This window comes from Christiangramia aquimixticola, from assembly GCF_048285835.1.
GTDB classification, from domain to species: domain Bacteria; phylum Bacteroidota; class Bacteroidia; order Flavobacteriales; family Flavobacteriaceae; genus Christiangramia; species Christiangramia aquimixticola.
The window spans coordinates 268,815-282,252 of sequence record NZ_JBLVTL010000004.1; the positions used below are offsets into that span (position 1 = coordinate 268,815).

General features: G+C 40.4%; 8 protein-coding genes. 5 read left to right on the forward strand and 3 right to left on the reverse strand.

Annotated features, from left to right (window positions below; translation table 11 throughout):
* The first annotated feature begins 212 nt into the window (after positions 1–212).
* The gene (locus ACNKXV_RS10420) at positions 213–3,521 is read left to right on the forward strand and encodes a DUF2723 domain-containing protein (RefSeq protein ID WP_417907753.1); all 3,309 of its coding nucleotides are present in this window, start codon (positions 213–215) and stop codon (positions 3,519–3,521) included.
* Between the two features lie 226 nt (positions 3,522–3,747).
* Positions 3,748–4,431: a polysaccharide deacetylase family protein gene (locus ACNKXV_RS10425; protein ID WP_417907667.1), complete on the forward strand. Its 684-nt coding sequence runs from the start codon at positions 3,748–3,750 to the stop codon at positions 4,429–4,431.
* On the opposite strand, the gene ACNKXV_RS10430 is transcribed toward ACNKXV_RS10425, so the two are convergent.
* Together ACNKXV_RS10430 and ACNKXV_RS10435 are read right to left on the reverse strand one after the other, a co-directional pair.
* Positions 4,415–4,711: a thioredoxin family protein gene (locus tag ACNKXV_RS10430; RefSeq protein WP_417907668.1), complete on the reverse strand. Its 297-nt coding sequence runs from the start codon at positions 4,709–4,711 to the stop codon at positions 4,415–4,417. The genes ACNKXV_RS10425 and ACNKXV_RS10430 overlap by 17 nt on opposite strands.
* A gap of 74 nt (positions 4,712–4,785) precedes the next feature.
* Positions 4,786–6,012 (reverse strand): metallophosphoesterase, encoded by a 1,227-nt coding sequence (locus ACNKXV_RS10435; RefSeq protein WP_417907669.1) that lies wholly within the window; start codon positions 6,010–6,012, stop codon positions 4,786–4,788.
* A 153-nt stretch (positions 6,013–6,165) separates the two neighbouring features.
* On the opposite strand from ACNKXV_RS10435, the gene ACNKXV_RS10440 reads away from it, so the two are divergent.
* The 3 genes from ACNKXV_RS10440 (at position 6,166) to polA (ending at position 10,783) form a co-directional block, all read left to right on the forward strand.
* Entirely contained in the window at positions 6,166–7,143 is a 978-nt protein-coding gene (locus ACNKXV_RS10440) for an isoaspartyl peptidase/L-asparaginase family protein (protein ID WP_417907670.1), read from the forward strand.
* 50 nt (positions 7,144–7,193) lie between these two features.
* On the forward strand, positions 7,194–7,754 hold the full coding sequence (locus tag ACNKXV_RS10445) for a transposase (RefSeq protein WP_417907671.1): 561 nt from the start codon (positions 7,194–7,196) through the stop codon (positions 7,752–7,754).
* Positions 7,755–7,957: 203 nt separating this feature from the next.
* Entirely contained in the window at positions 7,958–10,783 is a 2,826-nt protein-coding gene (gene polA / locus ACNKXV_RS10450) for a DNA polymerase I (protein WP_417907672.1), read from the forward strand.
* 22 nt (positions 10,784–10,805) lie between these two features.
* On the opposite strand, the gene ACNKXV_RS10455 is transcribed toward polA, so the two are convergent.
* Positions 10,806–13,438 (reverse strand): DUF5916 domain-containing protein (locus tag ACNKXV_RS10455; RefSeq protein ID WP_417907673.1); only part of this gene is annotated, 2,633 nt, incomplete at its 5' end.

Genomic DNA, 13,438 nt, shown 5'->3' on the forward strand with positions numbered 1-13,438 from the left:
AATGCTTAAATGCGGATGCAAATTTAGCACAAACTTTAATTTACACAAACTTTTCTGATGAATTTTATTGAAAAAATTCAACTTAATTTTTCCTGCTGTTTTTCGGGCTTCATTTTCAGCGACTTCCAAATTTTGGGCTTTTGCTTAAGGTTTATAAATCTTTCAGCATTTTATTATTAAATTCGCCACTTCAGCAGAATTACATAGTATTTATGACAGATCTTAACTTTAGTAAGTGGAATAAAATTCTTGGGTGGCTCGTTTTTTTAATCTCCCTAACCACCTATACCCTTACTCTTGAACCTACGGCAAGTTTCTGGGATGCCGGAGAATATATTGCCACCTCAGCAAATCTTGAAGTGGGTCACCCGCCGGGAGCGCCATTCTATCAAATGATGGGGGCATTTTTTGCCACTTTCGCTCCGGATAATACTCAGGTTGCCCTGATGATCAACTTCATGTCTGGCTTTGCCAGTGCGGTAGCCATCATGTTCATGTTCTGGTCTATTACTTTGCTGGTATTAAAGATCGCCGGACCAAGAGAAAGTCTGTCCGATTCTAAAAAAATTGCTGTTCTGGGAAGCTCACTTGTCGGTTCACTTGCATTTGCTTTTACCGATAGTTTCTGGTTCAATGCCGTAGAAGCGGAAGTTTATGCCATGGCCGCCTGCTTCATGTCGGTCATGTTCTACCTGGGTCTGCTCTGGGAAAGAGATATGTTCACGCCAAGAGGGAACAGATGGATCATTCTTATTTCCCTGGTAATAGGTTTATCGTTCGGAGTTCATTTTATGGGGTTGTTAACCTTACCTGCAATTGGATTCCTGTATTTCTTTAAAAACTATAAAAAAGTAACAGTTAAGAACTTCATTATAGCTAATATCGTAGTAGTGGCTGTCCTGATGTTCATCTTTAAATTACTATTACCTTATACACTTACTTTCTTTTCGGCTTCAGAATTATTCTTTACCAATAGTCTGGGAATGCCATTTAACACAGGGACGGTAATCGCCCTTTTGGTAATTATAGCAGCGTTTTATTTTCTGATAAATTATACCCGAAAACGCAACCTGTACAAATACAACACTCTCCTATTATGTATATTATTTGTACTAATAGGATTTTCCAGCTGGGTAATGTTACCCATAAGAAGTAATGCTCCTACAGTAATTAATGAGAACAGTCCGGATAACGCCCGGGAACTTCTGGCTTATTATAACAGAGAGCAATACGGAGAAACTCATTTATTTTACGGACCGCAGTGGTCTGAAATGTATGCAGGTCTTGATGCCGATAATCCTTATCGCGATGGAAAGCCTCAATATGAAAAAGACGAAAAGCTTGGCAAGTATGTGATCGTAAACGATTACAAGAATTCCAGACAAAATCTGGATGATGACCATAAGGCCGTGCTTCCAAGAATGTGGAGTACAGAGCATGCCGTGAATTACATGGAATTTACCGGCCCGCTTGAATTTACCATAAAACCTGAATATCAACAGGAAGAAGGTTTGATTGGTGCGGTGAACGAATTCCGGAGTCAGTTTGCCCGCGGGGAACGGGACATGGAAGATTATCACAATTTCCTAAGACAATTCAGCGAATATATTAATGTGGAGAAACCCTCTTTTGGTTCCAACATTGGCTATTTCCTGGAATATCAGGTTGGTTATATGTACTGGCGCTATTTTATGTGGAATTTCGTGGGAAGACAGGATGATATTCAGGGAAAATTCGGAGATCTGCACGGGAACTGGTTAAGCGGGATCGATTTTATAGACGAATGGCATTTAGGATCTCAGGAGGATCTTCCCAGCGATGTAAAGAACAACAAAGCACGTAATACCTATTATTTCCTTCCGCTTTTATTAGGATTTATAGGGCTGGTTTTTCAGCTGAAAAGGGATCAGAAAAACTTCTGGGTTTTGATGGTTTTCTTCCTGTTTACCGGAATTGCCCTAAAAGTTTATTTAAATGAAAGACCTTTTGAACCAAGAGAAAGGGATTATGCTTTAGTAGGATCCTTTTATGTTTTCGCCATCTGGATAGGTTTTGGGGTATATGCGATTTTCGATAAGTTAAAAGACAAAATTAGTCCGAAGATACTTGCTCCGGTAGTAGTGATTGCAACTTTACTCGGGGTACCATCGCTAATGGCAGCCGAAAACTGGGATGATCATGATCGTTCCGGCAGAGACACTGCCCTTACCATGGCCAGAATGTATTTGGACTCAATAGACGAAAACGGGATTTTATTCACCATTGGGGACAACGACACTTTTGCCCTGTGGTATGTGCAGCAGATAGAGAAATACAGGACAGATGTGCGGGTGATCAACACCAGCTTACTTGCTACCGACTGGTACATCGATCAAATGAAAAGAAAAGCTTTTGAAAGTGATGCCATCCCATCCCAACTGGACAACGAATTCTATAACGGGAAAAATGATGCAATCTTTTTAAAAGCAATCACTCAGGATACTGTGCCGATCAAGACCTGGATGAATTATGTGGAAAATAGCGATCCCCGTACTCAGGCAGAGCTGCAAAGCGGCGCCATGATCAACACTTTCCCTTCACGTTATGTTCGTATTCCGGTGGACAAGCAGACCGTTCTTAAGAACAACATCGTGGACAGGACTGAAGCTGATCAGATAGTGGATCACATAGACATTACCATTGGCAATCAGGTATTGTATAAAAACCGAATCCTGATGCTGGACATTATCGCCAACAATAACTGGGAGCGACCTATTTATTTTACCGGCGGAAGTTTTGGAGACGAAGATTATATCTGGATGAAGGATTATCTTCAGCTGGAAGGGGTTACCTATAAACTTGTCCCTATTCGTACTCCTATCGATCCACGGAATCCATTCGATATGGGCCGGGTGAATACGGAGAAAATGTACAATATAGTTACAAACTGGAACTGGGGGAACATGGGATCTTCAGAAATTTATCATGATCCGGAAACCCGTAAAAACTCCATTACCTACCGAAGCAATCTGGCCAGGTTAACCGAAAACCTGTTAAATGAAGGCGACACCCTCCATGCCCGTGAAATCCTGGATCTTGGAATGAAGCACATGCCGGTAGAGCATTATGAATATTACACTTTATTAGAGCCGTTTATCACCGGTTATTATGAAGTTAATCAGCCGGAGAAAGCCAGAGAGATCTGGGAAAAGGTGGTGACGAAATATCAGGAAAATCTGAGATTTTACAGCAACTGGAAAGTCGAGAGACAATACAGATATGCCGATGAGATCATAACCGATATGGAACGGTACCGCGGACTGGTTGATATCATGATGGTTTATGAAGACCGGGAACTTGCCAGATCAAAGGCTGAAGAATTCAACAGCTACCTGAGCATGTTCAAACATTTTTACAGAGATGAAGAAAGGATGGATCCGGCTCAACAATCACCTCAGGAAGAAATTCTGGAAGCGATTGATGGCGCTGAAACCCCTGAACCTAATCTGGATACTGCAGCACTGGAATCGGTGGAAGAGTAGTGAGAAGTGAGAAGTGAGAATTGAGTTTTAGGTTTTCCAATATCTAAGCTGAAAATGTCAATTTTGATTAAGCGAAGCAAGCCCTTTTAGGACTTGCAGATTTGCAGTTTGAAGTTGGAAGTTTATTATTTAAAGGATCATTGCGAGCTCAGGGAAGCGATTCCTATTGGAAATTCCGATCTTACTGATTGTAGCAGATCGCATATACATAGTAAAACAATTCCCTTTGAAATTATTCCGCCCTAAATACCCGTCAATCTTAAAACTGCTGTACCCCGGAAGAATATCAAGGCTAGATAATTCCGGTGCTATCTATTTAACTTTTGATGATGGCCCGGTGCCGGAAGTCACTCCGTGGGTATTGGAAGAACTTAAAAAATGGAATGCGAAAGCGAGCTTTTTCTGTATTGGAGAAAACGTAAAAAAACATCCTGCTGTTTTTAAGAAAATAATCAAGGAAGGGCATTGTATAGGCAATCACACCTTTAATCATCTTAATGGCTGGAAGACCTCAGTTACAGATTATATTGAAAACACCCAAAAGGCAGAAGATATCATGAACCAAATTTCTCAGGTTCAAAATTCAGATCCTGAATTATCAACTCCTCCAATTCCTAACTATAAATTGTTTCGACCTCCGTATGGAAAAATCAAAAATTCGCAGGCGAAACAATTAGTAAGTAGTGGTTTTAAGATCGTGATGTGGGATGTTATAAGCGGGGATTATGATCAGGATTTTTCAGCAGAAGAATGCTATAAAAATGTAATCGATAATACTGTTGGAGGCAGCACCATCGTTTTACACGACAGTGTAAAAGCTTCAGAAAATCTAAAAGTGATCCTTCCGAAGATTTTAAAATATTATTCAGAAAAAGGTTTTGAATTCAGAAATCTTACTGATGCTCTTTAAGAAGTCCAATTAGAGTATTGGCTTCCAATTCGCCACTATGTCTCCACTTCATCTCTCCACCTTTGTAGATCATAAGCGTAGGCAAGCCTTTCACGCGTAGCGCCTCGGCCAGCTGGGAATTTTTATCCACATCTATCTTGATAACCTTTGCTTTATCACCAAGAGCCGCAGCCACATCTCTAAGTACCGGATGCATGGCTACAGAGGCATCGCTCCATTCGGTATAAAAGTCCAGAAGAACAGGAATATTCAGATCTACTAACTCACCAAACTTTGACATAATTCAGTTTTAATTTAAAGTGCATGCAAATCGCCCATAAGGCCTGCTGAATCAAATATAGGAAATTCTGCTAATTATGCAGGTTTCGGACCTTTTTTAAGCTCAATTACACTTATTTCGGGCCAGATACCAATTCTGCCGGGATAAGCCAGAAAACCAAAACCACGGTTCACATTGATATAACGCCCGGCTTCTTCATAAATTCCTGCCCAGTGTTTATATCGATATTGCACCGGACTCCACTTTAACCATCCCGGAATTTCTATCCCAAACTGCATCCCGTGAGTATGACCACTCAAAGTAAGGTGATAATGCTTCTCATCATGTTTCACCTCTTCATCCCAATGCGAAGGATCATGACTTAATAATACCTTGAAATCTTCTTTCTTAAGCCCCTGCCCTGCTTTATTAAGATCTCCGGCTTTTTTGAAGCCGCCAATCCCCCAGTTCTCTACACCAACCAAAGCAATTCGCTGATTGTCTTTTTCGATAAACCTATTTTCATTAAGCATTAGATCCCAGCCCATTTCTGCATGAGTCTGTTTTAATCTTTCCAGATTCTCCTCTTTTGCTTCTTTGCTACCCCAATCGTGATAATCGCCATAATCATGATTTCCCAGAATGGAATAAACTCCGTCTTTCGCTTTAACCTGTGAAAACAGATCTTTCCAGTCATCCATTTCTGAAGCCTTATTATTTACAAGGTCACCGGTAAAAACAACCAGGTCGGTATTCTGCTCTTTCAGCAATTCCACACCATAAGAGATCTTCTCCTTATCATCGAAACTACCGCTATGCACATCACTAATCTGACTTATAGTATAACCATCAAAGGCATCAGGAAGATCTTCAAAATATAAAGTGTAGCGCAATACTCTGAAATTATAACGCCCTTTATACATCCCGTACAACAAGCCGGCAAAAGGAATTGCCGCCATCCCCAGGGCAAGTGTACTTATAAATTTTCGCCTGGAAGGGAGATCAAAACTCTGGGAGGACCCAAAGAATTTCTGAATTCCGGCCACCGGAATACGCACCACATCCTCACCCAGCATGATAATAGACAAAACAATTTTACCCACGAAAAAAGCCAGGAAGATCCCAATCGCATAACCTCTCCCCCCTGCAAACCCATCATTAGGTGCAGGCTGATTAAACTGAAGAAAAAGGTTCCCGATAACCACTGCAGAAATTATAAAATAGGCAACTGCAACCCAGATATTTTTATTAAAAACCCGTATTGCCTGAAAAGCATAAAGGTCCACGACCAAATAGATCGCAATAAGGATGATCCAACGCATTAAAAATTTTTATTGCGAAGATAAATGTTTAGAAAACTTTCTTAAGCGGTATTGTGATAATTTAACCTGATGATAATCAAAGGATTTTCAATAGCTGCAATAAGTTGTACAGGGCTCAAACAAAAACTTATATTTATAGGAGATTTTACTTAAATGAAACGCAGAAACTTTATTAAGAAAACAGGGATCGCCGGAGCCGGACTTAGCCTGGCACCCGGTCTTATTTCATCTTCTGCCATAAACCATAATTATATGAATGAAAATATTCCGGTTGCCGTAGCAACATGGAACTTCCAGAATGCCACAAAAATGGCCGGCTCCATGCTGGAGAGCGGTGCCACTGCCCTGGATGCCGTTGAAAAAGGTGTAATGGTGGAAGAAGCAAATTTAAGGAATACCACCGTAGGGAATGGTGGCGCGCCAGACAGGGATGGGAATGTCACTCTGGACGCCTGTATCATGTCGCCCGATGGCAATGCCGGGGCTGTGGTCTATTTAAAGGAAATTGAACACCCGGTTTCGGTTGCACGAAAGGTCATGGAAGAAACTCCTCATGTGATGCTTGCCGGTGAAGGTGCCTTGCAGTTTGCCATTCAGCAGGGGTTTAAAAGAAAGAGTCTGCTAACTGAACAATCTGAAAAAGACTGGAAAAACTGGCTGGAACATAAAAAATACCAGCCTATAATCAATATCGAAAACCACGATACCATTGGCATGTTATGTATGGATAAATATGGGGATATCGCTGCCGCCTGTACCACCTCGGGTTTATCATACAAAATGAATGGCAGGGTTGGTGATTCGGCACTGGTGGGTGCCGGGCTTTTCCTGGACAATGAAGTTGGAGGTGCCGTGGGTACCGGGATGGGGGAAGCTATCATGAAAAGTGTAGGCAGTTTTTTAATCGTTGAACTTATGAGATTGGGAAAATCTCCGCAGGAAGCCTGTAAAGAAGCTGTGATGAGAACAGTAAGACAGGATCCCCGATACAAAAAGTTTCAGGTAGCTTATGTAGCCATGAACAAAAAAGGAGAAATAGGTTCCTATTGTATTCATAAGGGTTTTAGTTATGCCAAATTTCATAAAGGAGAAAGCTCGAATAATGAGAGTGAATCTTATTTAAAGGAATAATATTTAAATTAAAAAAATAAATCCTTCAAGGTTTTAAAAACCTTGAAGGATTGTTCAAAGTAATAATGGAGATTTTACAAAAGGATAAATATTACCACATTTATAATAGGGGAAATAACCGGGAAAATATTTTCCTGACTCCGGAAAATCGCCGCTACTTTATCCAGCTTTATTCAAAACATTTAGCGAATAGTGTCACCACATTGGCGTTTTGCCTTTTAAGTAATCATTTTCATTTTGCCGTCCGGATTGAAAAGGAGAATCAGGAAGTCACCCAATCTTTTTCCAACTTTTTTAATGCATACGCCAAAGCTTTTAATAAAGCCAACAATCGAACCGGCAGCCTTTTCGAAAAAAACTTTAAACGAATAGAAATCAATTCTGAATCCTATCTCAGAAATTTGATATTATATATTCATTTTAATCCGCAGCTTCATTTTGAAGTAAATTATAAAACCTTTCCATTTTCCTCTTACCCGCAGATTATCATTAACAATAGCAATTTGATTGACATCCAGGAAATAATTCGATTATTTGACAGCATTGAAAATTTCAAACTATTGCATGAAACACAAAATTCAAATCTGGAAGAAAAGTATAAACTGGAATAGCTATTCCGTCAAATAACGACCTTTTTAAATAAGGAAAAACAGCGATAAATACAGATTTTTATGACTCTTTCCATTAAAAACTTAGTGCGAAATCTTCCGATTTACATAAAATAAAAATTCCTGAAATCGCAGGTTAAACAGGGAAGACTAATTTAATCTTTGTAGTTTTGGGATATTCTCATTCTTATATATAATAATTACCAATGGCCGACCAAAAACGCCTTTTCTTACTCGACGCATACGCCTTAATTTTCCGTGGATATTACGCTTTTATCAAGAATCCCCGTATCAATTCCAAGGGTTTCAACACCTCAGCGATCATGGGCTTCACCAATTCTCTTTTTGATGTAATTAGAAGGGAAAAACCAGATCATCTCGCGGTTTGTTTTGACAAGGACGGAAGTAAGGAGCGAACGGAAATGTTTTCGGAATATAAAGCCAACCGGGATGAAACTCCGGAACCTATTAGAGAAGCCATTCCAATTATACAGGACATTCTTAAAGCCATGCACATCCCGGTTGTGGAATGTGCCGGCATGGAAGCCGATGACATTATAGGAACCCTGGCCAAACAAGCCGAAAAGGAGAACTATAAAGTATATATGGTCACTCCCGATAAGGATTTCGCCCAGTTAGTTTCAGAAAATATTTTTATGTACCGCCCGGCAAGAATGGGGAACGGGATCGAGATCTGGGGAATCCCGGAAGTGCAGAAGAAATTTGAAGTTGAGAGACCGGAACAGGTGATCGATTTCCTGGGAATGATGGGAGATTCGGTTGACAATATTCCGGGATTACCGGGGGTTGGGGAAAAGACCGCCAAAAAATTCCTGAAACAATACGGAAGCATGGAAGCTTTGCTGGCCAATACCGATGATCTTAAAGGTAAGATGAAGGAGAAGATCGTTGAAAATGCTGAGTTAGGAATACTTTCGAAAAAGCTTGCCACCATTTTTACCGATTGTGACGTAAAATTCCATGCGGAAGATTATGAACTTTCTCAACCTGATGCCGAAAAAGTGCAGCAGATCTTTGAGGAACTTGAATTCCGAAGGTTAAAGGATCAATTTATAAAATTATTCAGCGGAGAAGATGATGGGCCACAAACGCAGGTTTCCAATTCACCATCAGCTAAACAAAATGCGCAGACTGCCGGAGCCGGTCAGTTCTCATTATTTGGAGGCGACAGTGAGGAGATCGAAAGAACCAGCTCGCGCACCAATCTAAAAGACACTCCACATTTGTATCAATTGCTGAATACAGAAATGGCGCGAAAAATATTTCTGGATAAACTCCTGAAGCAATCCAGTGTATGTTTTGATACAGAAACCACAAGTTTGAATCCGCTGGAAGCTCAGCTTGTAGGGATTGCATTCTCATGGGAAGCCGGAAAAGGATTTTATTTGCCCTTCCCGGAAGATAAAAACGAAGCTCAGAATTTAATCGAAGAGCTGAGAGAGTTCTTCGAAAATGAGAAAATTGAAAAAGTTGGTCAGAATCTTAAATATGACATTGAAGTTCTGGACAAATACAATATAAAAGTTGAAGGTCCACTTTTCGATACCATGATCGCGCATTATCTCATCAACCCGGATATGCGTCATAATATGGATGTGCTGGCCGAGACTTATTTAAATTATACTCCGCAACCCATAACCGATCTTATTGGTAAGAAAGGCAAAAATCAGGGCAACATGCGGGATGTACCACTGGATCAACAAACCGAATATGCCGCGGAAGATGCGGATATTACCCTTCAGCTAAAAAACTTCTTTGAGAAGGAACTGGAAGACGCCAATACCCGAAAGTTATTCGATGAAATAGAAATTCCACTGGTCAAGGTATTAGCAAATATGGAACTGGAAGGGATTAACTTGGATGAAAAATACCTGCAATCACTTTCTGAAGCTCTTACCAACGATATCAAAACTCTGGAAGAACAGATTTATAAGGAAGCCGGAGAGGAATTTCTTATAAGTTCCCCTAAACAACTTGGGATCATTCTGTTTGAAAAAATGGAACTGGTCAAAAAACCAAAAAAGACCAAAACCGGACAATATTCTACCAGCGAGGATGTACTTTCTGTTCTTGCCGATAAACATGCGATCATTCAGCATGTACTGGATTACCGTGGGCTGGTAAAACTTAAAAACACTTACGTTGATGCTCTTCCTAATCAGGTTGAAAAAACAACCGGAAGGGTGCATACAGATTATGTACAAACCATAGCGGCGACAGGAAGATTGAGCTCAAATAATCCTAACCTTCAAAATATCCCGATTAGAACCGAACGAGGAAGACAGGTTAGAAAAGCTTTTGTTCCGCGGGATGAAAATTTCGTATTGCTGGCTGCCGATTATTCTCAGATAGAATTAAGAATCATCGCTGCGCTTAGTCAGGAGGAGAACATGATCCAGGCCTTTAAAGATGGGGAGGATATTCACGCCTCAACTGCCGCGCGAGTTTTTAATATTCCTATTGAGGAAATTACCCGTGAGCAAAGAAGCAATGCCAAAACAGTGAATTTCGGGATCATATATGGAGTTTCCGCATTTGGCTTAAGCAACCAGACCGGCCTTTCCCGCAGCGAAGCAAAAGATCTTATCGATACTTATTATAAGACCTATCCAAAACTGAGCAATTACATGAGTGATCAGGTACAATTTGCCAGAGAGAATGGATATGTTTCTACTATCCTTGGCCGAAGAAGGTATTTAAAAGACATCAATTCCCGAAACCAGGTGGTGAGAGGTGCTGCAGAGCGAAATGCCGTAAATGCGCCAATCCAGGGAAGTGCTGCCGATATTATTAAAATTGCGATGATCAATATCCAGAGAAAGCTGGAAGAAGGAAAGTACAAATCCAAGATGCTGCTTCAGGTGCATGATGAACTTGTATTCGATGCACATAAAGAAGAACTGGACAAACTTAAAACCATGATCAAGCATGAAATGGAGAACGCCTATAAGCTGGAAGTTCCGTTAGATGTAGACATGGGAACCGGAGATAACTGGCTGGAAGCGCATTAGGTCCCAGCCAGATCTAAATTCCTTATAGCATAAATCTGTAAGTGGCTTTAATCAAAAATGTATTCTGTGGTTTCTGCTTTAACAGCTGATGGTCTATGATGGTATTAAAATCATCAGCTCCATTTCCATATCCATTGATTCCCTGAGACCAAACCAGGAAAATTTCAGATCCCGGAATATACTCCCATCGCGCTACCAGATTGGAACGAAACTGAACCACTGAAAAATCTGGGTTGGAAATGGTATAATCCACTGTTCCGTTAAGATCTTCGTCGATTTGAAAAGTGTTCCCGTCAAAATTTATTTGGTCATCATTATACCAGGTCACTCTCTTATCCAGATCTTTCGCCACAGGATCATTTACATAATTAAGGGAAGAATAATCTGCCTTAAAAATAAATGGTTGCCCGTAATACTGAATAGTAAGGTTTGGATTGATGCTATAATTCAACCTGAAAGTAGTGCTTAGCATCTTCTGATCGATATCTCCTAAAATATAGCGGTTCTGATCATTAAAACTCTTCTGAGTCACATACTGTGTTTTATTAGGATTTTCTGAATACTGCACATCCAGACTCATATTTAAAGAATTGAATGGCTGATAGGTAAACGTGGTGCGGAATAGCCTGTATTCAAAATTATCCTGTTTTGCTACCGAATTCACATGTCCGGCTTTGAAGGAAAATGCTTTTCGGCTATCTGTTCCTGAAAACAAATACACATAATTTTCTTCGTTGAATCTCCATCTGGGACCACCTCTTAAAAATGAATTGATAAAGATTCTTGGTTTGTGAGCCGCACCAAATTCAGACCACCAATTATTCTTATAATTGGCAAATGCCTTCAATTCATATTGAATACGATTGTAGTTACCCTCAAAATCGTATGTCGAAAATTGCTCCACACCTAAAAACGCTCGCCTGTACCAGCCGGTTGGTTTATTGAACAATCTTCTAACTTCTGCGTATTGTCTTATTTCATCTGCCTGTCTTAAGAACCCAATGTCATTCAGCTCCAGTTCCGGAGAGATCCATTTTGCACCAAAATTATATAAGTAATTTCCACCACTGCTTTTTCCAATTTCCAGTTTTCCTCCCGTACCGGTTAAACTGGTTCTTTCAGTATCCACTTCTACATGATCTGCATCCACCCGGTTAAAAAGATGAACTATGGAATTTTGAGTGGAAGTGATTGCCTCCCTGCTTCCTTTTACATGACTTAGCACCGTATTCCCTTCCAGGTAGTATTTCCGGTCTTTCCAGTTATGTTTAAAATCGAGTCCGCCGGAATACGCCTGAGTATGTAAATTTGAAAAACTGTTTTCCAGATTTCTGTGCACTCCGGTGAAAATCCCACCTATATAACTATTGCGGTCATTAAAATCTTTCTGCACCCTTCCTACAAAATAATTGGTAAGTGGTTCTACCAGAACTTCATCAGTTTCATCATTATTCAAAATTACATTGGCATATTCCTTACCTGTTACAGATTCCAGGATTCCCAAAGTCCAGCCATTCTTAGTTTTTCCACTGAATTTAGCCGCTCCTAATATGGTGGTATTCTGTGGCTGATCCACATACGCAATATTATCCCTGTTCACACTTCCCTGCGGACTTCTGCCAATCCTTCTGGAGAAGAATAGATTATCCTGAGAATCGGCAAATCTGTAATCAAAAACGCTCTTGTTTTCTACAAAGAATGGTCTTCTTTCCTCAAAGAAAATTTCGAATCCATCCAGAGCAACAGCACCCGGATCTGCATCTACCTGTCCAAAATCAGGATTAAACGTAAGATCAAGAGTAAGGTCGTTGGTAACACCAATCTTGGCATCAAGCCCGGCGGTAAGATCTCCATCCCGTCCATCTTTAAAGGGGTTACCTGCCTGCCGCTCATACGAACTGTATTTTCCAACTGTATAGGGTTGAATTTCCAGCTGCTTTTGAGGTTTTAGATCTTTGAGCCCATGTAATTCTCCAAACTCACTTACCCAACCGGCCGGGTTAGGAGGAACCGGCTGCCAGGTAGACCGCTCTTCATTATTAAAATATCTTCTTGTAGATTGTATTCCCCATATCTGTTCTTTTTTATTACTAAATCGCAATTGACTTAATGGGATCTTCACTTCAGCTGTCCAGCCTTCTTCATCTATATTGGTTTTTAGAAACCAGATAGGATTCCAACTGGAATCAAAATTGCTATTATTCGAAACGAATTCATCTCCTTTCACTCCACTTGCAGAAATGGTAAAAGAAAAGGCCGTACGATCGTCGTTATAACTATCTATATTCAGCTCTACCCAATCCCCGGGAAAATCGTCTCTACGACCCATTCGCTGGACAATGTTCTGCGGATCCGGTTCATAACATCTAAATGCCACGTAAAGATTGCTATCGTCATAAACGATCTTCATTTTGGTTTGCTGCGAAGGCGGCGTGTTATTATCAGGTTGAAATTCGGTATAATCTGAAGTCCATTCCACGGCGTTCCAGGCTTCGTCATTAATAAGTCCGTCAATTTTAATGGCCCCTTTCCCTTCAATAGATGTAGTAGTATAGGTTCTGCGGGCAAAATTGAGATCCAGGTCCGGTTTCGAATTAGCCTGGGCAAAACCCTGCATGTTTATAAACAGGCAAAAACAAACCAGGGTAAATAATT